At 40.1% G+C, this 22,644-nt stretch carries 20 protein-coding genes; 16 read left to right on the top strand and 4 right to left on the bottom strand.

Annotated elements, in window-relative coordinates:
• Positions 1–141: 141 nt before the first annotated feature.
• The 10 genes from BUA53_RS05705 to BUA53_RS05660 all read left to right on the top strand — a co-directional run bounded on the left by BUA53_RS05705 (position 142) and on the right by BUA53_RS05660 (position 9,998).
• Positions 142–981, top strand: coding sequence for a cyanophycinase (locus BUA53_RS05705; RefSeq protein ID WP_175546023.1), 840 nt, complete (start codon positions 142–144; stop codon positions 979–981).
• A gap of 70 nt (positions 982–1,051) precedes the next feature.
• Positions 1,052–2,077 carry a phosphatidylserine decarboxylase gene (locus tag BUA53_RS05700; RefSeq protein WP_072834373.1) on the top strand — a complete coding sequence of 342 codons (1,026 nt, stop codon included), beginning with the start codon at positions 1,052–1,054 and terminating at the stop codon, positions 2,075–2,077.
• A gap of 100 nt (positions 2,078–2,177) precedes the next feature.
• Positions 2,178–3,437 carry a dihydroorotase gene (locus BUA53_RS05695; protein WP_072834371.1) on the top strand — a complete coding sequence of 420 codons (1,260 nt, stop codon included), beginning with the start codon at positions 2,178–2,180 and terminating at the stop codon, positions 3,435–3,437.
• Between the two features lie 6 nt (positions 3,438–3,443).
• Positions 3,444–3,965: a DUF4199 domain-containing protein gene (locus BUA53_RS05690; protein ID WP_072834369.1), complete on the top strand. Its 522-nt coding sequence runs from the start codon at positions 3,444–3,446 to the stop codon at positions 3,963–3,965.
• Positions 3,965–4,906: a glycosyltransferase gene (locus BUA53_RS05685; RefSeq protein WP_072834367.1), complete on the top strand. Its 942-nt coding sequence runs from the start codon at positions 3,965–3,967 to the stop codon at positions 4,904–4,906. The genes BUA53_RS05690 and BUA53_RS05685 overlap by 1 nt, the downstream gene beginning before the upstream one ends.
• A complete protein-coding gene (locus BUA53_RS05680; protein ID WP_072834365.1) occupies positions 4,906–6,036 on the top strand; it encodes a glycosyltransferase in 1,131 nt (376 codons plus the stop codon). The genes BUA53_RS05685 and BUA53_RS05680 overlap by 1 nt, the downstream gene beginning before the upstream one ends.
• 46 nt (positions 6,037–6,082) lie before the next feature.
• Positions 6,083–7,105 (top strand): GHMP family kinase ATP-binding protein, encoded by a 1,023-nt coding sequence (locus BUA53_RS05675; RefSeq protein WP_072834363.1) that lies wholly within the window; start codon positions 6,083–6,085, stop codon positions 7,103–7,105.
• 12 nt (positions 7,106–7,117) lie between these two features.
• Positions 7,118–7,690: a D-sedoheptulose-7-phosphate isomerase gene (locus BUA53_RS05670; RefSeq protein WP_072834361.1), complete on the top strand. Its 573-nt coding sequence runs from the start codon at positions 7,118–7,120 to the stop codon at positions 7,688–7,690.
• Positions 7,691–7,722: 32 nt separating this feature from the next.
• The gene (locus BUA53_RS05665; RefSeq protein WP_072834359.1) at positions 7,723–8,964 is read left to right on the top strand and encodes an HAD-IIIA family hydrolase; all 1,242 of its coding nucleotides are present in this window, start codon (positions 7,723–7,725) and stop codon (positions 8,962–8,964) included.
• 59 nt (positions 8,965–9,023) lie between these two features.
• Complete coding sequence (locus BUA53_RS05660; RefSeq protein ID WP_072834357.1) at positions 9,024–9,998, top strand: hypothetical protein; 975 nt, start codon at positions 9,024–9,026, stop codon at positions 9,996–9,998.
• Positions 9,999–10,049: 51 nt separating this feature from the next.
• Here BUA53_RS05660 and lepA read toward each other — a convergent pair whose 3' ends face one another.
• Together lepA and BUA53_RS05650 are read right to left on the bottom strand one after the other, a co-directional pair.
• Positions 10,050–11,840 (bottom strand): translation elongation factor 4, encoded by a 1,791-nt coding sequence (gene lepA, locus BUA53_RS05655; protein ID WP_072834355.1) that lies wholly within the window; start codon positions 11,838–11,840, stop codon positions 10,050–10,052.
• Positions 11,841–12,000: 160 nt separating this feature from the next.
• Complete coding sequence (locus BUA53_RS05650) at positions 12,001–12,348, bottom strand: MmcQ/YjbR family DNA-binding protein (protein ID WP_072834354.1); 348 nt, start codon at positions 12,346–12,348, stop codon at positions 12,001–12,003.
• 97 nt (positions 12,349–12,445) lie between these two features.
• Here BUA53_RS05650 and BUA53_RS05645 point away from each other — a divergent pair, with 97 nt between their 5' ends.
• The 4 genes from BUA53_RS05645 to BUA53_RS05630 all read left to right on the top strand — a co-directional run bounded on the left by BUA53_RS05645 (position 12,446) and on the right by BUA53_RS05630 (position 17,809).
• Positions 12,446–13,732 carry an OmpA family protein gene (locus BUA53_RS05645; protein WP_072834352.1) on the top strand — a complete coding sequence of 429 codons (1,287 nt, stop codon included), beginning with the start codon at positions 12,446–12,448 and terminating at the stop codon, positions 13,730–13,732.
• 39 nt (positions 13,733–13,771) lie between these two features.
• Positions 13,772–14,392: a hypothetical protein gene (locus tag BUA53_RS05640; protein ID WP_072834351.1), complete on the top strand. Its 621-nt coding sequence runs from the start codon at positions 13,772–13,774 to the stop codon at positions 14,390–14,392.
• A gap of 45 nt (positions 14,393–14,437) precedes the next feature.
• Positions 14,438–16,597: a hypothetical protein gene (locus tag BUA53_RS05635; protein ID WP_072834349.1), complete on the top strand. Its 2,160-nt coding sequence runs from the start codon at positions 14,438–14,440 to the stop codon at positions 16,595–16,597.
• Between the two features lie 144 nt (positions 16,598–16,741).
• Complete coding sequence (locus BUA53_RS05630) at positions 16,742–17,809, top strand: hypothetical protein (RefSeq protein WP_217652938.1); 1,068 nt, start codon at positions 16,742–16,744, stop codon at positions 17,807–17,809.
• Between the two features lie 34 nt (positions 17,810–17,843).
• Here BUA53_RS05630 and infC read toward each other — a convergent pair whose 3' ends face one another.
• Both infC and thrS read right to left on the bottom strand, forming a co-directional pair.
• Positions 17,844–18,458, bottom strand: a complete 615-nt coding sequence (infC, locus tag BUA53_RS05625) for a translation initiation factor IF-3 (protein ID WP_072834346.1) — start codon at positions 18,456–18,458, stop codon at positions 17,844–17,846.
• A 168-nt stretch (positions 18,459–18,626) separates the two neighbouring features.
• On the bottom strand, positions 18,627–20,570 hold the full coding sequence (gene thrS, locus BUA53_RS05620; RefSeq protein WP_072834344.1) for a threonine--tRNA ligase: 1,944 nt from the start codon (positions 20,568–20,570) through the stop codon (positions 18,627–18,629).
• Positions 20,571–20,647: 77 nt separating this feature from the next.
• Between thrS and BUA53_RS05615 the strand changes: the two genes are divergently transcribed.
• Positions 20,648–21,751: a hypothetical protein gene (locus tag BUA53_RS05615; protein WP_072834343.1), complete on the top strand. Its 1,104-nt coding sequence runs from the start codon at positions 20,648–20,650 to the stop codon at positions 21,749–21,751.
• 52 nt (positions 21,752–21,803) lie between these two features.
• Positions 21,804–22,598 carry a hypothetical protein gene (locus tag BUA53_RS05610; protein WP_072834342.1) on the top strand — a complete coding sequence of 265 codons (795 nt, stop codon included), beginning with the start codon at positions 21,804–21,806 and terminating at the stop codon, positions 22,596–22,598.
• The last annotated feature ends 46 nt before the right edge of the window (positions 22,599–22,644 follow it).

Genomic DNA, 22,644 nt, shown 5'->3' with positions numbered 1-22,644 from the left:
GCCCTATTTACTTTATATGATTTTCAATTTGAAACACAATTTGAATGGTTTAATAATTGCACACATACATATCAATTGATGAAACCAGGAAAATAAAAAACGAAAGCATTGAGTAAAAGACCCACAGAAAATCACTCACCGGTGCCAGAAGGTACATTGGTTGTAATAGGAGGAAAAGAAAATAAAGGTGCCGAAGCACCTGAAAATAAAAAGAAACCTTCAGATTTTATTAAACTTGAAGTCTTACAGGCGTTTAAGGAATCATCTCATAAGCGTGATCCAATGATTGAAGTGATCACTACAGCAAGTAGTGAAGGCCCGGAATCATTTGAAGACTATAAAAAAGTTTTCGGTAAGATTGGTGTTACCCGCATTGGCCATATCCACCACGAAAAAAGGCAAGAAATTTTAGAGGATGAAATGTTAGAAAGGGTTAAAAATGCTGATGCATTTTTCTTTTCGGGTGGCGATCAACTTCTTCTTACAGCTATATATGGTGGCACAAGCTTTCTAACCTCATTAAAGCAACGTTATATAACTGAGCCAATAGTCATTGGTGGTACCAGTGCAGGTGCTATGGCTTTATCAACTCCAATGATTTACGCAGGCAATGAGGAAGTGCAGGAACTGGGTGGCCAAATTAAAGTAGCTATGGGTCTTGAATTCCTAAAGGATGTGTGTATCGATACCCATTTCGTACATCGAGGACGTTTTGTGCGCATGGCACAGGTAGTTATTACAAATCCTACCAGTATTGGAATAGGAATAGAAGAAGATACTTGTATATTAGTAAAAAAAGGAAAGGAGATGCAAGTTTTGGGAACGGGCCTTGTTGTCATCATAGAAGGCTTTAAAATCGCAGAGGCTAATATTAGGGAATTCGCGGATGATAAACCAATAACTGCCCGAAACCTCACTGTTCATTTATTATCGGATGGGAATACCTATATGATACCACAGATCAATCCTCCACACAAATAGTAAAATAATAGGATTATTTCTCCTGGATAAAATCATCATGTATACATTTATTTGACAACCAATTGACTTTATGGCGGAACAGCAATCAATTGTAAAAAAACTAATAGGCCTTCTTGATAAGAGAGCTGATCTAAAAAATGCGCTTGAAGCCTCCCTGCAAAATGCAGGAAGGCCTGGTCTTACTTCGCTTCATAATTTTTATGATTATTTAAATAATCTGCTCATTCACATTCCAAATGAGAAAGAATTAATGCCTTCTGTAAGAGAGTTTTATTATGTCATTTGGAAGTCACCTGGTGACCTGCTTAAAAAGGATAATGATTTTAATGAGTGGATGAATGAGTTTGTGGTTTCCAGGGGTGATTTTATGGATACTACTGCCTCTGCTGAAACCTTACCTACCTTTATCGATAACCCTGATTACCATATTGAAGATTATGTCAAAGCCCCAAGTGGGTGGCTAACCTTCAATCAATTTCTGGCACGCCAAATAAAACCAGGGAAAAGGCCGATAGCTGGTTTATGTGATGACAGTATAATCGTTTCTCCAACTGACAGTGAGTACAAAGGACAATGGCCAATAGAGGAACAATCTACTTTAACGGCAAAAGGCCGTTTATATTCTATAACAGAATTGCTCGGGGAAAGTGCCTACCGGGATAAATTCAAAGGAGGACTGTTCACACATAGCTTTTTAAGTGTTACTGATTATCACCGCTATCATGTGCCGCTAACTGGAAAGGTGGTGGAAATCAAAAAAATACCAGGGCGCACCTGGATTGAAGAGTCGGAAAAGCCCGATGGTACCCTTGAAAATATTGATGATGTAGGCTTTCAGTTTACCCATACGAGGGGATGTATGATCCTTGAAACTATTGTGGGTTATATAGCCCTGATTCCAGTAGGAATGGGGCACATATCCTCTGTTAATTTTATTGTTGATGAAGGTGATACCTTAAATAAGGGAGCTGAATTCGGATACTTTGCTTTTGGTGGTTCAGATTTTATTATGCTGTTTCAAAAAGATAAAGTGGTACTTACAGCTAAAGTAGGCAAACAGTATAAACAAGGAGAAGAAATAGGACGTGCCAAGTAATCATTATAAATACTACCGGGTATATGCTTGGGACTTTCTCCTCTAGGGAAAACACCATATTTTATAGAATTTTCATTCAATCCATTATCTTCGCTCCTTAATGGATATTCTATTAAGGCAAGTACGCATAATTGATCCCTCCTCGCCTTTTCATCAGCAACAAATTGACATTCTTATTCAAAATGGAAAGATTGGACAGATAGGTACAATTGATTCCCCGGCTTCAAAAGAAATTCATATTGAAGGTTTACATGTATCTACAGGCTGGGTGGACGTATATGCTAATTTTTGTGACCCGGGCCTGGAATACAAGGAAACCCTGGAGTCTGGTGCACAGGCAGCTGCAGCAGGTGGATATACCGATGTAATGGTGCTTCCTAATACTTCACCTGTTTTACATAATAAATCAGGTATTGAATACATCGTTCAGAAAGGTAAGTCATTGCCTGTTACTATTCATCCCATAGGTGCCATCACAAAAAACGCAGAGGGTAAAGAACTTGCTGAAATGTATGATATGCATGAAAGCGGTGCCGTAGCTTTCAGCGATGGTACAAATACTATCCAGTCCTCCGGAATTTTATTAAAAGCTTTACAATACCTGAAAGCAATAGATAAAACGGTTATCCAGGTTCCGGATGATAAAGCCATCAGTGCTACTGGATTAATGAATGAAGGCATTGAATCCACCCGCCTTGGTCTTCCGGGAAAGCCTGCCATTGCGGAGGAATTGATGGTGCAGAGAGATATAGAGCTGGCTAAGTATACCAATTCAAAGATTCACCTGACTGGAATAAGCACCCTCAAGTCCATTGATCTGATCAGGGCAGCCAAAAAAGAAGGTATTGCGGTTACCTGTTCTGTTACACCCTATCATATTTGCTTTTGTGATGAGGACATGGCACAGTATGATACCAATTTAAAGGTCAATCCTCCTTTGCGCACCAGGGCTGATATGGAAGCAGTCAGAGAAGGATTACAAGATGGTAGCGTTGATTGTATTGCCACTCATCACCTACCCCAGGATAGAGATCACAAGCTCCTGGAATTTGAATATGCAGATTATGGGATGACCGGACTAGAAACATGTTTTGCTGCTATCCATTCCTGCATGCCGGAGTTATCCCTGGAGAAATTAGTAATGCTATTAAGCAGTAATCCCCGGAGGATCTTCGACCTGGAAATGAATTCAATTGATATTAATGCCATTGCCAGTTTTACCTTATTTCTGCCGGAACAAAAATGGATAGTCAAAAAGCTTGAAACTAAATCTAAAAACAGTCCTTTCGTTGGAAAAGAACTTACCGGGAAGGCTATAGGCATTATTAACAAAGACAAGCTATTTTTGAACGAATATTAATAAATCATGGAAGAAAGGAAGCCTATCACCCATATTACTGCAGGATTGGTCATTGCAGGCCTGGTAATTGTTTTTGCAATCATTACCAATTTCCTCGGATTGACACAGCAAAAAAGTCTGGGATTTCTGCAATACCTGCTCATTATTGGTGGGCTCATGTTTTTTGTTAACCAGTTTGGTAAGGCAAACAATTACACCAAAAGTTTTGGCGACCTGTTTGCTTTTGGATTCAAATCCACGGCAGTATTCACCTCTCTTTATATTGTTTTCATTATTATTTTCTTTTTGCTATTTCCAGATATCAAAGAAAAATCTTTGGAAATGGCACGCCAGCAAATGGAACAAAGTCCCAATGTTACTGACGAACAGATCGATAAAGGAATGGAGATTGCCAGGAAATTCTTCTGGGTTGGCGTAGTGGGTGGATCACTATTGGTTTTTGTAATTGTGGGCGCTATCGGATCTTTATTAGGAGCAGCCATTACAAAAAAACAACCTCATAATCCTTTTGACCAACCTGCTGTATAATGGATCTTTCGATCATAATTCCTTTAAAGAACGAAGAAGAATCGCTACCAGAATTGGCTGAGTGGATCCGTCGTGTTTGCGTCGAGAACCGGTATACCTACGAGATCATAATGGTGGATGATGGTAGTACAGACAATTCCTGGGATGTTATAGAAAAATTGCGTATAACCGATAATAATATAAAGGGTATAAAATTTCAGCGCAACTATGGCAAATCTGCCGCATTGAATGAAGGGTTTAAAGCTGCGCATGGCGAGGTGGTGATCACTATGGATGCTGATCTGCAGGATAGTCCTGATGAGATACCGGAGCTGCGAAAAATGATCGTAACAGATGGTTATGATATGGTTAGCGGCTGGAAGAAAGTTCGTTTTGATAATACGCTGACTAAGAATATTCCTTCCAAATTTTTTAATTCAGTTACCAGCAGGGTTTCACATATAAAACTGCATGATTTCAATTGCGGGCTGAAAGCCTATAGGAAGAAAGTAGTGAAGAGTATAGAAGTTTATGGCGAGATGCACAGGTACATTCCTGTACTGGCTAAGTGGTCAGGTTTTAAGAAGATCGGTGAAAAAGTGGTTGAGCACCGGCCCAGGAAATATGGTGTTACGAAATTTGGCTGGGAGCGTTTTGTAAATGGTTTCCTGGACCTATTATCCATTACTTTCGTTGGTAAGTTCTCTAAAAGACCTATGCACTTTTTTGGTTTGTGGGGCACTTTATTTTTCATGTTAGGACTAGGTATCACATTGTACCTCATCATAGCTAAGTTTGTGGACACATCGGTAGCGCTTACTAACAGGCCTGGTTTTTACCTAGCACTTACCTCCCTGATCATTGGTATGCAGCTGTTCCTGGCAGGATTTATATCAGAGCTTATTGCCCGCAATGCGCCCGGCAGGAACACCTATCTCATTGAAGATAAAATAGGTTTGTAATGCAGCGGATTATCATCATAGGTCCTGCCCACCCACTGCGAGGAGGCCTGGCTACATTTAACCAGCGCCTGGCAGATGAGTTCAATAAGGACGGAAATGATTGCTCCATTGTTTCTTTTTCATTGCAGTATCCTTCGTTTCTTTTTCCAGGGACCACCCAGTATTCTTCTGATCCTGCACCTCAGAATATAAAGATCCTTTCCATTATAAATTCCATCAACCCCTTGAATTGGGTATTGGTTGGACGAAAGCTTCGCCGAGAAAGACCAGAAATCATTGTTGTGCGTTTCTGGCTTCCATTTATGGGTCCGGCCCTGGCAACCATTTTAAGATTGGTTAAAAAAAACCGGTACACTCGCATTATATGTATCGCTGATAATGTGAAGCCACATGAAAAAAGACCTGGAGATAAAATATTTACCAGGTATTTTTTACAATCCTGCGATGGCTTTGTTACGATGAGTGAGAAAGTGCGGAAAGATTTGTTTGAATTTGAGACAAATAAACCTGTACAACTTATTCAACATCCGCTCTACGATAATTTTGGAGACATCATGTCAAAAGATGAAGCCCGGAAACAACTGGGCCTTTCGCCTGGTGGCAAGATCATTTTATTCTTTGGTTTTATCAGGCAGTATAAAGGATTAGATCTTCTATTAAAAGCAATGGCAGATAAAGAGATCCGGCAACAGGAAATCAAACTGATGGTAGCCGGTGAGTTTTATGAGGACGCCAAACAATATTTGGACCTGGTCAGCGAATACAACCTGCAAGACCAGGTGATCTTAAAAACGAATTTTATTCCTGACAGCGAAGTAAAATTCTATCTCTGTGCTGCTGATTGCGTTGTTCAACCTTACCGCAATGCCACGCAAAGCGGAGTAACCCCCCTCGCCTATCATTTTGAAAAGCCGATGATCGTTACAAATGTTGGCGGTCTCCCCTCACTGGTGCCACACGAAAAAGCGGGATTGGTTTGTAACCCTGATCCCACATCTATTGCACATGCCATTACCCGGTTTTATCAATTAGGGGATAATTATTTTATTCCGCATCTTCGCAGTGAAAAGCAAAAGTACTCCTGGAGTCATTTAACTAAAGCGATCATTTCTTTGGCGAAAAGCTTATAAGCTTTCTCCAATTATCTTCCGGTTGTACTGTTCAAGCAGAAATATCATGATCTATAGAAGTAAAGCTCCTTTACGTATTGGATTGGCAGGCGGTGGTACAGATGTGAGCCCCTATAGCGACCTGTATGGAGGTGCCATTCTCAATGCAACTATTTCCTTATATGCCCAGGCCACGATAGAATTGCTTGATGAACCAAAGATTGTCCTGGAAGCATTTGACCGAAATGAAAAGGAGGAATATGAACTGGAAAAGGAATTGCCCCTGGATGGCAGGCTGATATTGTTAAAAGGCGTATATAATGCCATTCAAAAAGATTATGAACTGAACTGCAAGGGATTCAAATTATCCACCTTCGTTGATGCGCCTGCCGGGTCAGGATTAGGAACCTCCTCTACCCTTGTCGTAGCCATTATCGGTGCATTTGTAGAAATGTTACGGCTTCCTTTAGGTGAATATGATATTGCCCATTATGCCTACCAGATCGAAAGAAAATATTTGAACCTGGCCGGAGGAAAACAGGATCAGTATGCTGCAACTTTTGGCGGGGTGAACTTCATGGAATTCTATGAAGACGATAAGGTGATCGTAAATCCTCTCCGCATCAAACAGCAGTATCTTTTTGAATTGGAAAACAACCTTGTATTATATTATACTTCCACAAGCAGGGAATCTGCACGTATCATTGAACAGCAATCAAAAAATGTGGTGGCTAAAAAAGATGCTTCCATTGAAGCCATGCACCAGCTAAAGCAACAATCCCAGATGATGAAGGAAGCCCTTTTAAAAGGCAGGCTCCATGAATTTGGCGAAATACTGGATTATGGATATCAACAAAAGATCCAGATGGCAGAAGGCATATCTAATCCCCTGATGGAAGAGATCTATCAAACAGCCAGGGAAGCAGGAGCAACCGGAGGCAAAATATCAGGTGCAGGTGGTGGTGGATTCATGATATTTTATTGCCCTGGCACAACTAAGTACCAGGTAATTAAGAGTCTTCAAAAATTTGGTGGTGTACACCGCAATTACGCATTTACTGAGCATGGTTTAAAATCCTGGACTATTTAATAATCGAAGAAAATGGAAAAAATAAAAAACATCATACAGGCATCTATCAACGTAAAGCAGCAGGTATTGGAAAGCGAAGCATTGCTGCAAACAATCGTTAAGGTGTCAGAAACCATTGTTAATTCTTTAAAAAACGGTGGACGCATTTATTTCTGTGGCAATGGAGGCAGTGCAGCAGATGCCCAACACCTTGCTGCAGAATTTTCAGGAAGATTTTATACCGACCGCAGGGCATTACCTGCTGAAGCATTGCATTGCAACACATCCTATCTTACAGCTGTAGCCAATGACTATAGCTTTGAAGTAGTGTATGCACGTCTTATGGAAGGTATTGGTAATAAGGGTGACATCCTGGTAGGATTATCCACTTCAGGTAACTCTGCCAATATTGTCAGGGCATTTGAGGTAGCCAGGGAAAAAGGCATTGTCACCATTGGCTTTACAGGAATGACAGGTGGTGTCATGAAGGAAATATCAGATTATCTCATAAACATACCTTCTACTGATACACCAAGGATACAGGAAAGTCATATACTTCTTGGACATATTGTTTGCCAGCTTGTAGAAGAAAATTATTTCTCCTGATTTATTAATTCAATATTGTAGCGTCATTGTAGATGAAAGAAGCAATCATATTAGCAGGTGGATTAGGAACAAGGTTGCGGGAAGCCGTACCCGACCTTCCAAAATGCATGGCACCTGTTGCCGGAAAGCCATTTATTTCTTATGTTATTGATTATCTCCGCATGCAGGGCGTGGAACGCTTTGTGTTTTCCCTGGGTTATAAATGGGGCGTTATTGAAAACTACTTGCTTTCCGATTATTCTACCCTGCAATACACAATTGTAATAGAAGAAGAACCCCTTGGAACTGGTGGTGCTATCAGGTTGGCATTGCAGAAAACTAAAGAAACAGATATAGTTATTGCAAACGGTGATACTTTATTTAAAGTAGACCTGGAATCTTTATTGAAAGTACATCATGAACACCAATCAACATGTACTCTTTCATTGAAACCAATGTTGAATTTCGACCGTTATGGTGTAGTAATGACAGATAGTGATGGCAGGATCATTTCATTCAAGGAAAAGAAATTTTATACAGAAGGATTAATAAATGGAGGTTTATATATCCTAGACAAAGAGAAATTTCTTGAACACAATTTCGATACTGTTTTCTCATTTGAAAAAGATTACCTGGAAAAGTATCATAAACAGGATCCTTTTTATTCCAATGTACAGGATGGATATTTCATTGACATAGGCATACCTGAAGATTTTAAAAGGGCGCAAGCAGATCTTCAAAAAGCCATACCTGATCTTTCTGTTATCGATAAAGACTGGACACTATTCCTTGACCGCGATGGTGTGATCAACGAAGAAATTCTTGGAGAATATGTAAAACACTGGGGTGAATTTATATTCAGTAAAGGTGTATTGGATATATTTAAAAAGTTAAGTGACCGTTTTGGAAGGATCATTGTTATCAGCAACCAACGTGGAGTAGGTAAAGAAATAATGACTGAAGCAGACCTGCAAAGCATTCATTTGGAAATGCAACGTGAAGTGGAAATTGTGGGTGGCAAAATTGACAAAATATATTATTGCATTGATAAGGATGATAAATGTTTTAACCGTAAGCCCAATCCTGGTATGGCTTTGCAGGCCATTAAAGAGTTTCCGGACATAGACCTTGAGAAAACGATAATGGTAGGGAACAAACCAAGCGATATGCGCTTTGGCAGAGCTGCGGGGGCTTATACAGTATTTGTTACCACTACCAATCCAGACCAACCTTTCCCTCATCGGGATTTAGACTATATTTTTCCCAGCCTGTTTGCTTTTGCAGAAGCCTTGTAATCTTAGGATAATATTTGATTTTTTTTGTCGTTCTTAGCAATAATAAAGCATCCACTATTGTGAAAAAGCCAGTTCTGATTTTAACATTTATACTTTATACGGTAACCAGCTTTTCCCAGGTTCAGCATATTAATCTGAGTGATGTTAAAGTGCTTCAGAAAAAGGAAGATTCTTTAAAGCACCTGATGAAAGACCTTTTTCTTGATAGTCTTACTGCTGGAAGGATGCGTAGTGATAGTTTATTTATCCGCACACTTGTTCGCAGCCTGCAGGTTAAAAATTCATTTTATTATCCTTTCGATTCTTTACAAGGTGTTTCAAAATTATACGCACCTGACAGTACCTTCAGAATATTTACCTGGCAGCTTGATTATGATGGAATGTATGTAAGGCAAAGAGGAGCAATTCAATATAATACACCGAATGGAAACTTAAGGCTTGTGCCGTTGAGAGATTATTCTGAATTTGCGGATAACGCTATGGATTCCATACGGAATAAGGATACATGGATCGGGGCAGTGTATTACAATATTGTGGAAACAAAATATAACGGCAAGAATTATTACACCTTATTTGGTTATGATGAGAATAGTATTCGAAGCAATAAGAAATGGATTGAGGTAATGACTTTTGATAATAAGAATATGCCAGTTTTCGGGGGGGCCTATTTTACTTTTGATAAAGACAGTGTTAAAAGAGATCCCAGGTACCGGTACAGCATTGAGTATAAAAAAGATGCATCCACAACTTTAAATTATGATCCTGAATTACAAATGATTCTCGTAGACCATTTAGTTTCAGAATCAGAAGAACCGGATAATCCATGGACATTGATCCCTGATGGAGATTATGAGGGTTTTAAATGGGTTAATGGAAAATGGCAGCATGTAGATAAAGTATTTGACCAGAAATTAAAGGATGGTGAATTCCCAATGCCTGATCCTATTCGTGATGCCAATGGGAACAACGATGAGAAGAAATTGCAGGAGCGAACGGACCAGAATAAAACCAAGGTAAAGAAAGGTAAAGAATAAAAAAGCCCTGTAGGATTACAAGGCTTCAATAATTTAATCTAAAGGTATTTTTTATTCATCCAGTTTCAATACTGCAAGAAATGCTTCCTGAGGTACTTCCACATTGCCGATCTGGCGCATGCGCTTTTTACCCTCTTTCTGCTTTTCTAATAGTTTCCTTTTACGGCTTATGTCCCCACCATAGCATTTGGCAGTAACATCTTTTCGCATAGCCGAAATGTTTTCACGAGCCAGGATCTTTGCGCCGATAGCAGCCTGGATGGCAATCTGGAACTGCTGGCGGGGAACTAATTCTTTCAATTTCTCGCATAATTTGCGACCAAATTCCTGTCCTTTACCACGGTGTATCAATGCGCTCAGGGCATCCACCTTATCATTATTAAGAAGGATATCCATTTTTACAATATCGGCTTCCCTGTACCCTATAGGATGGTAATCGAAGGAGGCATAACCACGGGTTTGGCTCTTCAATTTATCATAAAAATCAAATACAATCTCGGTTAAAGGCATTTCAAACACCAGTTCTACCCTTGTTTGTGTGAGGTAGCTTTGATTGATCAGGATACCACGCTTGCTTAAACAAAGGGTCATGATATTCCCTATATACTCCGGTTTGGTGATGATCTGAGCTTTGATGAAAGGTTCTTCAATACGATCTGTTTTTACCGCATCAGGCATCTCAGAAGGATTGTTAACGATAATCTTTTCTCCCTTTGTAGTATAGGCTATAAAACTTACGTTCGGAACTGTAGTAATTACGGTTTGGTTGAATTCCCTTTCCAGCCTTTCCTGGATAATCTCCATATGTAGAAGTCCCAGGAAGCCACAACGGAATCCAAAGCCCAGCGCCTGCGAGGTTTCCAGTTCAAATGTCAGGGAAGCATCATTCAATTGCAGTTTATCCATGCAATCCCTTAGCTCTTCAAATTCATCTGTATTTACAGGAAAAATGCCAGCGAAAACCATGGGTTTAACTTCCTGGAACCCTTTAATGATTTCCTGTGTTGGGTTCAGTGCATTGGTAATCGTATCTCCTACTTTTACCTCTTTTGCATTTTTAATGCCTGTAATGATATAACCAACATCGCCGGTTTTTACTTCTTTTCTTGCCTCGAGGCCTAATTTCAGAATACCCACTTCGTCAGCTTCATACTCCTGGTTAGTTGAAACAAATTTTACTTTATCTCCTTTCTTTAATACTCCATTAACGATCCTGAAATAAACAATGATACCCCGAAAGCTATTAAAAACACTGTCAAATATTAATGCCTGCAAAGGAGCATCTTCTTTTCCTTTTGGAGCTGGAATCCGATCGATAATGGCTTCAAGGATAGCATCTACACCAATACCTGTTCTTCCGCTTGCTAATAAAATTTCTTCTGGTTTGCATCCAATGAGTTCAATGATCTGATCCTTGACTTCCTCTATCATTGCCCCATCCATATCAATCTTATTGATAACCGGGATGATCTCCAGGTCATTATCTATAGCCAGGTAAAGGTTAGAGATAGTTTGAGCCTGTATCCCCTGTGTGGCATCTACCAATAACAATGCACCTTCACAGGCGGCCAGCGCACGGCTCACTTCGTAACTAAAATCCACATGTCCTGGCGTATCAATAAGGTTAAGAATATATTCTTCACCCTTATGCTTATGATTTATCTGGATAGCATGGCTTTTAATAGTAATACCCTTTTCTCTCTCAAGGTCCATATCATCCAGAACCTGGTCCATCATTTCCCTGTCACTGATCGTATGGGTTGTCTGTAATAAACGGTCAGCCAAAGTGCTTTTACCATGGTCGATATGTGCAATGATGCAAAAATTCCGGATGTTCTTCATGTTCTGTATTCCCTTATGTATTAAAAGCTATTTCCACGACGCACTAAAAGTGCAGAAGGCGTGCAAAGGTAACAGATTTGGATGGCATAAAAGGGATGAAATGGCTGCTTTAACAGGTGATTAAAAGCTGGTAATAGATACTAATCTTATAAGAGGGATGTTAATTAATGCCTAAAGAAGTTCTTTCCTTTTTTGTTAGTTTATTTTTTACAAGTTCATAGCTCTGTTTGACGCGGGATTTCCATTCTTCATTGTGCATGACGCCAGCATTGCTCACCAGTACCCATTTAGCCCTTGCCATATAAGGAGCTGGTGAAAAATTCCCCGTGGCACAGAGTTCTTCAAATTCATCATCTTTTACCTTAAATGAGCATTTTAATGGCTGATCCAACGAAGTAACACAAAACATCCTGCTACCTACAGAAAATACCAGGTCATTCCCCCATTTGATATCTTCTGTGACTGCAGGTAATGAAAGGCAATAACTTCTTAATAGTTCAATTTCCATTGATTTAAAATTGGGAGGTTAAACACATATAAATATTTTTTACAGATTAAATATAATTGTTAACTTAAAGGCTTCCAAAAACCATAAAACCTCCGATATGAAAAAGTTCTTACCAGTACTCTTCCTTATTTTTTTATGCCCGACCATTAATGCACAGTTATTAAAACGGCTTGGCGACAGGGCCAAACAAAAAATGGAACAAAAAGCCGGTGAAAAGGTAGATAAATCTATTGATGATGCTACCGATGGCAAAAGCAAAACAAAGACAGATGAAGGAGAAGTAAAAGAAAAGACAGATGGAAACGAGACCAAGGTTAAAACGGAAAGTAAGGGGGAAGGCATCAAAAGTTTTTCGAAATACGATTTTGTGCCGGGAGAAAAAATAGTGTACGCTGAAGATTTTGCGCAGGATGCGATCGGAGAGTTTCCATTGAAATGGAATACCAATGGCACCGGTGAAGTGGTGACCATTGAAGGCCAGCCGGGCAAATGGCTTAAAATGACATCCGATACAAAATATCAAACTCCTTTTTCAAATAAGTTGCCCGAAAATTATACTGTAGAATTTGATCTGCTTTTAAATTTCAAAGCCAGCATGAGGGTGCCGGATATGGAATTTGTTGTTTACAACAATACTTCCAAAACAACTTATCCTCCTGGCCTCAGGTTATTCATTGCGCCACAGGCCGGCAATTATGGTTCGGGCACAGAGCAAAACAGCATTGACCGCTTCCGCATTGTTACTTATGATAATAAGGGAGAACGTTTTCTGGAAAGCAAAGACCAGATGATTGGTGAATTGTATAACAACAAATCAAAGCCGGTGCATGTAGCCTTATGGGTGCAGAAAGAAAGGGCAAGGGTTTGGATTAACCAGGTCAAGATCTATGATCTTCCAAAAGCCCTGCCTCCTGATGTGGCCCTGAATAGTTTCATGATGGAAACAGGTTCTTATGGTAGCAGTTCGGAAAACTATGACTATTATCTATCCAATTTGAAAGTGGCTGTAGCATTGCCGGACACACGCAGCAAACTGATCACCGAAGGAAAGTGGAGCACTACAGGAATTTTATTTGATGTGAATTCTGATAAAATCAAACCAATTTCTTATGGCGTTTTAAAGGAGATCGCTACCACATTGAAAGAAAATCCTGATGTTAAAGTGAAGATCATTGGCCATACAGACAGCGATGGAGATGAAGCCAAAAACCTTGACCTCTCCAAGCGAAGGGCAGCATCAGTACGCATTGTACTGACAACAGAATTCGGCATAGACGGATCGAGGTTTGAAACGGATGGCTTGGGTGAAACCAAACCTGTGTCCGATAATAACACCCCTGAAGGAAAAGCTAACAACCGCAGGGTTGAGTTCGTAAAGATTTGACAATACTGTAATAACTGCCATAATACCAAAACCAAAAAAATGAAAAAGATAGTTTTCAGCCTGCTGACTATTGCATGTATTTCAGCTACCCTGCTAATGAGTATTTATGAATCGCTGAATATTTCAAAGGACGATGCTAAAAAGTGCCTGCTTATTTCAATTACCAGTGGATATTTAGCCAGGAATGGCCATCCCGATCTCTTAAATAATGCCAGGCAATTAAATGAAGAAGATAAAGCTGAAGGTATTCGCCAATTGATGCAATTGGCGCATGAATATTCTTTATCAGAAGATTTCAAGAAAGATTATAAAAAGTGGAGAAATGAAAAACTCAATCCTGATAGTAAAACAAAGCTTGGTTTACCCAAGTTTGGTAAGATCATCAGCAATAAAATAGACAACCAGGTTGATAAGGGTGAAAATGAAAAGAAGTATCCGCAGGATCCTGCTGATATGATCAGGAAAAGATTGACAGATTTCCTGGCAGTTTCCGCCAACGTTGATTTTGATGCAGCATTAACTCCAGCGCGGACTTTTGTAAGGCCTGAGTATGAAAAGAAATCAAGTGAATGGAAAATGTGTTTCAGAGCCGGACGTTCTGTAGTGGAAGCCGCAAGAGTGGAAGCCCAGAAATGGCTGGATGAACTGAATGGAAAATAAAACATTGGGATGCTTCACTATCATCCTTTTTAATTTCTACGTGCAATGAAACTTTTTATATTGTTCATAGCTATACTTTTATGTACTGGTGCTGCTGCCCAGAAAAAACCTTCCCAGGCCGAGATCAATAAAATGAAACAACGGTCCACTGAAATGCAAAAACAAATGCAGCAAGCTCAGAAGGAGATTGATGAATTGGAAAAAGAAGATCCGGAAGCTGCAAAGATGGCCAGACAACTAATGAACCAGTTGCATTCAAGATCAACCCAGGTTGCTACGAAAGATGCCCCTCTTCCACCATTTACTTCTCCTATTACCTCTGTAAAAATTCCAGCAAACCTGGCCATCCCTACTAATGCCCAGGCGAAGGACCACTTGCTCTGGTACAAGGGAAAAATGATCAATGACACCATGCTTATTACCACAAAAGGTAACATCATTGTATACAGCAGGAAAAATAATAAGATTATTGTTAAACCAAAAACTTCCGCAGATCCATTTAGTCCTTTGATCCAGGAATTAATGAAAACTGAGCAAAGGAAAAAAGAGTTTGTTGAACAAACTGCCAAAATGCAGAACAGTTTCTTTTATTATCCTTTGATAGTTAATACACTGAAAGAGATGTCCTTCATTGCTGAACGATATAGCGGAATGCTTAAAAATACCATCGAACTTCCTCCGGTTAGTTTACCCAAAGAAAAGGCGAATTTACCAGGCAAAGGTGGGGAGATTTTCCAGGGTCCCGGCCTGGTCATGGAGTCCATCAGGAAAGCATACCAGGAAACCCTGGAAATGAGAGAGGCAGCCCCTGGCCTTGATTTCCCGGTTCCTCCCGCCAAAGAAGAGAATCTGTGCTTTGATTGTGATATAGAAAAGCAGGCTACCCGATATTATCAGGATGTACATACATGGGATTCATTATTTGCGAACTACGAATCCCGGCTAACCGCGAAAGCCATTGGTGTCATGCGTATGATAGCCCTGGGATGGGATGATTCGCAATCAGAAGAACTGAAAAAGATGCAATCCGACATGGAGCGGGTATTGCAATTTAGCATGCAGCGGATCGATGAAAAACTTGCCCTATTGGAAGAAAGGTATGGTAAGGACTACAAGCGATTGCCAGTAGTCGTTGAAATGGTCATAGCTATGGAAAGACAGAAGCAGCTGATAGGGGTAAATGAAAAACTTTCTTCTTCATTCAACGAAAGGCTTTCTTCTTATTTCGCAGGTTTTGATGATTTTATACACCATGAAATGGACAATAAGAACTACAACCTGGTATTTAATATGCCCTTCATCCTTGGTATGGAAAGGCAGAAGCAACTGACTGGAAGTTCAGATGGCAGTAACAATATGGAGTATATGGCTATGATCACTGCATTTAACCGCTTCAAACTTGAGATGTCCATTGAGTTTGAAGTGCAAGCATTTGATTCGGATGGAGCGTTAACACTCAGCGCTACAGGGCAGTTAAAGCAAAAGGATCCGGTCTATGTATCCATGGGACGAAATCAGTGCAAATACCAGCTTCACCTGACTAATACCAACTATGGCGAGTCAGAAGAAAAAGAATACAGGATCCCAATGGAGATATTGGGTGGGATTAAAAAAGTGAAAAATAATGAAGGAGGAATTATCTCAATGCCCTATTCCGGGCCCAAAGATATTTATGGGATCTTTCCTAGTTTCAGGATAGATTTCTGTGATCATAAAATGGACTCTGTTTATCTGGAAATGCCCGTGTATCAGCAGGACCTGGAGTCAATGGCCAGTTCTGTAAGTAGCAGCTACTCTGTAGATTTTATGGGTTACCTGGGATTGGTATTTTTTAATGTGAAAGAAATGGAAGGAAAAGTTCCCGATATGGAGGCCATTGGGAAAAAAATGTTAGCGAATTTTGGAAGCGATCATCTTACCGAATCTACCGGGTATGCAAGCCTGGACAGGATGCAGGAAAACTACAATATGGCAAGAGAATTTGAAGACCAGCAACTGGCAATGACCGGGCTCAGTACAAATAATAAATTACTTTTTCTTTTTGATGCAAAAAATAACAACAACACGCTTGTTGACGAGACCAATAATGCAGCAAGGGAACAGGACCCGCGGATGAAAGTATCTATGGCCAAGGTACATATCAAGATAGTACATGCGCCGCTGGAACAACCAGATATCAAAAGAAAGCCACTGGTAAAAAAATAATAAGGTTTATTCTTACCTATTCCTAACAAGAAAGGCAACCAAATAATGTGTGTATAGATAATAGTTAAAAGATCTGGATTAAAAGATACAATCATTAATAATTGAACAGTGATCAAAATCTTGGGAAAGACACGGCTATATATTTTGCTTCTGTTAATTACAGGAAATAAGCATTCCTATGCACAGGTGGATTTGACACAGGTACCTGGTAAGCTCTACCGTGATTCACGAAAGGAGGCTACTAAACCCAGAATCAAAGCTCTCTTCCAGGTCATGGAAACACTTGCGTTTTTCAGCCAGCCAAAGGGAATGGATATACAGGAGAATTATATTTTTTATAATAGCCAAGGTAACAATGGATCATTGATTTTTTCAATGAATGAATTTTACCGCGACCAGTTTGGAAAAATCCATGCAAATACAGAAGAATCCCCTGCTGTAAGTGTTATATTAAACAAACCCGGGGTTTTGATGGATGAAAACAGCATTTTTAATAATGTTGAACAATCTTCCCTACCCGTAATGTTTACCGACACATTTGCCCTTACCTATTCTGAATTAAATGGATATAGGATTGGTCAATGCATTGATCATAGATTTAAAAACAAAATGTTCATCATTAATCCACGACAGTCAGCTTTATTCCGGCCGGTTAACCGGGAAGAATATTTAAAATACTATATTGGAAAACTCAACGCCGAAATCAAAGAAGACAGCCTGCATCAAATTGAAATGAAAGAAGAACTTGCGCCATTAAAAATCAATCCTTCTTTGAAAGCAACTTTAGAGGAGGTACAAAAAATTAATGATGCCATGTTGAAATATGATGCTTTCAAAAAAAAGAAAAAGCAATTTTATGAAAAGAAGCTGGCAGCGCTTTCACCTTCGGAGAAAAAACAACCGGCCTATAGGCTTGGCCATAAAGACGTGGCACTTCCATTGAAAGATGGAAAACCTTTGAATGAAATTTCCGGGCACCTGGAGTACGAACCAGACGAAGAAAATGAGGACCTGATGTTCAAATTGCCAATTTTCACTTTCAACAATAGTTTTATTGATAAGAAATTGCCTGACGGAGCTATCACTCTTATTGTTATTACAAGCCCATTTAAAGAAAACGATGTACATGCACCGGACCTGAAAGAAGTTGTTGAAAGAGAGGTTTTTCCTAATATCCCCTACAAGTTTTTAGCTGAAAGAATGTACCAATAAAAAAACCGCAGTTAATACTGCGGTTTTTAATTATTTATAACTGGGGCTTTGGTTCTGCCTTAGGCTTTTTACCACCTTTAGGCGTAAAGATCGCCAGCATTCTTTTTCCCTCCAGTTTAGGCATGCTTTCCAGTTGCCCGAAATCTTTTAACCTGTCAGCAAATTTAAGGAGCAATAATTCACCCCTATCCTTGAATTGAATTGCCCGGCCTTTGAACTGCACGTAGGCTTTTACCTTGTTGCCCTCTTTCAGGAAGTTCTCTGCATGCTTTGATTTAAAATCAAAGTCATGGTCGTCCGTATTAGGAGTAAAGCGAATTTCCTTCATTTCTGTGGTCTTCGCCTTAGCCTTCATTTCCTTTTCCTTCTTCTTCTTATCGTAAAGGAACTTGTTATAATCTATTATTTTACAAACCGGCGGATCGGCTTGAGGAGAAATTTCTACCAGGTCCAGCTGCTGGTCCTGGGCCATTTTCATTGCCTCTTGTGTGGGATAAACCCCAACGGTAACGTTGTCTCCAACTAACCGCACCTGCGGAACTCTAATGTGATGATTGATGCGGTGTTCTGCTTCTTTACGGGGAACAAATCGTCCCCTTCCGAATCCACCACCGCCAGGTCTGAATCCTCCTCTGTTTGGTAATGCCATAATTAATGGTCCACAGTTTACAGTCGACAACCGGTAAACATTGTGGCTTTACTTGTTTTTTATTTTAAGTTATTGTCGAAATTAATGAATCGTGATTAAAAACCTTTACAAATCAATCACCTGTTAATTTATAATACTATATGTTTTCCAAAAAGGAAAGGAACTATTTTATTCCCCAACCCTCTCTCTTACTTCTTTAACCACATCTATAAGGAACTCATCTACATACTTTGCCCCAAGGTCTCCCTTCCCCTGTCTTCTTACAGATACCTTCCCTTCAGTCATTTCCTTCTCTCCCACTACCAGCATATAAGGAACCTTCATTAATTCTGTATCCCGGATCTTCTTTCCTATCTTTTCGTTCCTGTCGTCGATTTCCGCACGAATATCCGCTTTTTTTAATTTTTCCAGTACAGATTTAGCATAGTCCATGAACTTGTCGCTGATAGGCAAAATCTTCACCTGCAGGGGCGCCAGCCATACTGGGAACTTTCCTGCATAATGTTCAAGCAGGAAGCCAATGAACCGCTCATGGGTACCTAAAGGAGCCCTGTGAATGATCAATGGAGTTTCAGCCTGGTTCTCCTGGTTAATGTATTCAAGTTTAAATCTGCGACCCTGCGCAAAGTCAACCTGGTTGGTTGCCAGTGTAAACTCCCTTCCTATTGTGCTCCAGATCTGTACATCTATTTTAGGGCCATAGAAAGCAGCTTCATCCGGCACTTCCACAAATGGAATTCCTGCCTCTGTCATCACCTGTCTTACCATTGCCTCGGTTTGAATCCATAACTCCGGCTCATCTATATATTTCTGTCCCAGTTTGGCAGGGTCATGCAATGATAAACGCATCACGTATTTATCAATACCGAATATCTTAAAATATTTAAGATACATATCATTCACAGCCCTGAACTCCTGTGCAAATTGGTCATGTGTGCAATAGATATGCGCATCGTTCATATGCAGGCAACGTACCCGCATCAAACCAAACAATTCCCCGCTTTGCTCATACCGGTAACAGGTACCATATTCTGCCAATCTCAATGGAAGATCTTTATAACTATGCTGCTCAGCCGCAAATATCTTGTGGTGATGCGGACAGTTCATAGACTTGAGGTAGTATTTTACACCCTCCAGTTCCATTGGTGGATACATACTATCCTGGTAATAAGGCAGGTGACCGCTGGTTATGTACATGCTTTCCTTGGCTATATGTGGAGTAACCACACGCTTATATCCAGCATCCTGTTCTGTTTCTTTAGCCAGTTTTTCCAGTTCTTCAATAATAATAGTTCCGTTAGGCATCCATAATGGCAGCCCTGGTCCTACATCATCGTCCATGGTAAATATTCCTAACTCCTTGCCCAGTTTTCTGTGGTCCCTTTTTTTAGCTTCCTCCAGCATTTGCAGGTATTCATCCAGTTGCTTTTGCGAAGGGAAAGTGACTCCATAGATACGTGTTAACTGTTTGTTCCTCTCATCACCTTTCCAGTAAGCACCTGCTATGTTGGTAAGCTTTACTGCTTTTATAAAGCCTGTAGCAGGAATATGTGGTCCACGGCATAGGTCTGTAAAAGCACCTTGCGTATAAAATGTAATAGCACCATCTTCCAAGCCTTGCAGAAGGTCCAGCTTATACTCATCACCTTTTTCGGTGAAGTATTGAACTGCTTCGGCTTTTGGAATCTCCTTCCTTATGTAGGTATTATTCTGCTTCGCCAGTTCAGCCATCTTTACTTCCAGCTTGCGCAGATCATCTTCACTGATAGTCCTGTCGCCCAGGTCAACATCGTAATAGAATCCATTTTCAACAGGAGGGCCTACCCAGAACTTTACACCAGGAAACATGGTTTCTATAGCCTCAGCCATCAGGTGGGCTGAAGAATGCCAAAATGTGCTTTTTCCATTTGTATCTTCCCAGGTCAGCAGTTTCAATGCTGCATCATCATTCAATGGTCGTGTAGCATCCCAAACCGATCCATTAATATCCGCTGCCAATACTTTCCTGGCCAAACCTTCTGATATGGATTTAGCGATATCAAGTGCTGAACTACCTTTCGGGTATTGACGGACAGCACCATCTGGTAATGTAATATTTATAAACTCACTCATAAAGAGCCGCAAAATTAACAAATCAATCGCTACAACCGGGGTTTTAAAGAAGCCTTAATAATTAATTTGCGTTTAAGATGAAATTACCCCTGTCTAAACTCCTCTTATTTCTTCTTCCTGCTGTATTTCCTTTAATTGGCATGGGTCAAAACCTGACAGGCATATGGAGGGGATATTTTATAACCGAATCAGGTGAAAATTACAGGCTTGAGTTCCAGGTGCAGCAGGCAAAGTCAAAAACGGTTACAGGTGTATCATATTCTTATTTAGATACAAGGTTTTATGGTAAGGCTACAATGACGGGTAATTTCGCAATCAAAAACAATTCATTCACCATCCAGGAATTACGCACTGTTGAAGTAAAAAATATGGGTGGAGGTGCCACCTGCCTGATGAATTATAAATTCGCATATGCACGTTCTGGAAGGGAAGAATTTTTGGAAGGTAGCTATGTTGGAAAAACTGAAGACAGGGCTAATCCAAAGAACAATGGAAAATGGGGCGATTGTGGCGGAGGTACAGTTTACCTGAGAAAGGTTACTACTTCTGATTTCTATGTGGAACCATTCCTGCGGAATAATAAAAACATCACTTCTACTGATACTCCCGTAACTAAAACAACAGTGAAACCTGCTTCTAAAACACCCCTGGCCACAAAGAAAAAAACCACAACGAAGCCTGTTGCTAAAGCTCCGGTTAAAAAGACGACTACCCCACCAGTAATATCTAAACGCTCCACTATTGATTCTCCTGTTCCTAAAACCATAACGCCGGTAATAGTAGAAAAGAAAGCTGACCTTCCACCTTACCAGGCGCCCCAGGTTACAAGGTCACGAAAGAATGAATTGACAACTGCCTTAACTGTTACCAATGAAGTAATAACGATCAGGCTTTACGACAATGGTGAAATCGATGATGATACTATTAGTGTTTACCTTGATGGAAGGTTGATTATTGCCAGCAAAAGATTGTCCGCTTCTCCTATTACCTATACATTGAAAATGGATGAAAACAATCCGGAACATACACTGGTTATGGTAGCAGAAAACCTGGGCAGGATCCCTCCCAATACATCACTCATGATCGTTCAGGATGGAGATAAGCGGTACCAGGTAAGCATAACTTCAACAGAACAAAAAAATGCAATGGTCCGCTTCAGGTACCAAAAAGCAGGTAATTGACCATTTATATAATTTTTTGTAAAGGATAAACCAAAACAATTATTTTCCCAGTGTGAAGTGGCAACTAACTACTATTTTAGTCCTCCTGCAAACAGTTGCTTTTTCGCAACAATTAAATGGTGTCTGGAAGGGCACGCTTACACAGCAGGCTGGCGGTTGCTTCCCGGTATATAATGTGGAATTACAGGTAAATATCATCAACAACAAGGTGGCTGGGTTTTGTTACCATTATTCAGATGTGTTGAATTACGTGAAGAAGAATTACAATGGCTTTTATAATGCGGCTACAAAAACAATAGACATCCAGGAAGAAAAGGTAACTACATTCCATATTCCTTCAGACTGCACCCCATGTATCAGGTATTTTAGTTTAGCCTACAGCAATAGTGGGAACAAAGAAATCTTAAGCGGTGACTGGGGAGGCGTGGTAATGAATGGTACAGCACCGTGCACACCAGGTAAAATCACTCTTCACCGTGTGGCACAATCAGATTTTAACCATATCCAGGAAATAAAAGTTGATACCGGAATGATCCGCCTTGACTTTTATGATAATGCCGAAATAGATGGAGATTCCATCTCTGTAACACTGGATAATCGCCCCTTGTTAAGCCATCAGAAATTGGGTTTGAAACCCCTTACTCTTGAGGTGAAAGTTGACCTTGATCATAGGGAGCAGGAAATTACCATGATAGCTGATAACCTTGGAACTATTCCACCTAATACTGCAATGGTCATTATTACAGCGGCAGACCGAAAGTACCGGTTATTTCTTAAATCCGACAAACAACGCAGTGCCCAGGTGCGGGTGATCTATGAAGATCCCAGGTTCGCTGGTGCAAATTAAAAAGACCGGAAAGTTATATTTTCCCGGTCCTGTATCTCATTAGGTA

The organism is Flavisolibacter ginsengisoli DSM 18119 (assembly GCF_900129295.1).
Lineage (GTDB): Bacteria > Bacteroidota > Bacteroidia > Chitinophagales > Chitinophagaceae > Flavisolibacter > Flavisolibacter ginsengisoli.
This window is presented reverse-complemented; position numbering and strand designations above follow the sequence as displayed.

Bases quoted from the DNA above. Each gene is read 5' to 3' on its own strand.
- BUA53_RS05700 (WP_072834373.1), top strand. From the start codon at position 1,052: ATGGCGGAACAGCAATCAATTGTAAAAAAACTAATAGGCCTTCTTGAT.
- BUA53_RS05695 (WP_072834371.1), top strand. From the start codon at position 2,178: ATGGATATTCTATTAAGGCAAGTACGCATAATTGATCCCTCCTCGCCT.
- BUA53_RS05690 (WP_072834369.1), top strand. From the start codon at position 3,444: ATGGAAGAAAGGAAGCCTATCACCCATATTACTGCAGGATTGGTCATT.
- BUA53_RS05685 (WP_072834367.1), top strand. From the start codon at position 3,965: ATGGATCTTTCGATCATAATTCCTTTAAAGAACGAAGAAGAATCGCTA.
- BUA53_RS05680 (WP_072834365.1), top strand. From the start codon at position 4,906: ATGCAGCGGATTATCATCATAGGTCCTGCCCACCCACTGCGAGGAGGC.
- BUA53_RS05675 (WP_072834363.1), top strand. From the start codon at position 6,083: ATGATCTATAGAAGTAAAGCTCCTTTACGTATTGGATTGGCAGGCGGT.
- BUA53_RS05670 (WP_072834361.1), top strand. From the start codon at position 7,118: ATGGAAAAAATAAAAAACATCATACAGGCATCTATCAACGTAAAGCAG.
- BUA53_RS05665 (WP_072834359.1), top strand. From the start codon at position 7,723: ATGAAAGAAGCAATCATATTAGCAGGTGGATTAGGAACAAGGTTGCGG.
- lepA (WP_072834355.1), bottom strand. From the start codon at position 11,840: ATGAAGAACATCCGGAATTTTTGCATCATTGCACATATCGACCATGGT.
- BUA53_RS05650 (WP_072834354.1), bottom strand. From the start codon at position 12,348: ATGGAAATTGAACTATTAAGAAGTTATTGCCTTTCATTACCTGCAGTC.
- BUA53_RS05645 (WP_072834352.1), top strand. From the start codon at position 12,446: ATGAAAAAGTTCTTACCAGTACTCTTCCTTATTTTTTTATGCCCGACC.
- BUA53_RS05640 (WP_072834351.1), top strand. From the start codon at position 13,772: ATGAAAAAGATAGTTTTCAGCCTGCTGACTATTGCATGTATTTCAGCT.
- BUA53_RS05635 (WP_072834349.1), top strand. From the start codon at position 14,438: ATGAAACTTTTTATATTGTTCATAGCTATACTTTTATGTACTGGTGCT.
- infC (WP_072834346.1), bottom strand. From the start codon at position 18,458: ATGGCATTACCAAACAGAGGAGGATTCAGACCTGGCGGTGGTGGATTC.
- thrS (WP_072834344.1), bottom strand. From the start codon at position 20,570: ATGAGTGAGTTTATAAATATTACATTACCAGATGGTGCTGTCCGTCAA.
- BUA53_RS05615 (WP_072834343.1), top strand. From the start codon at position 20,648: ATGAAATTACCCCTGTCTAAACTCCTCTTATTTCTTCTTCCTGCTGTA.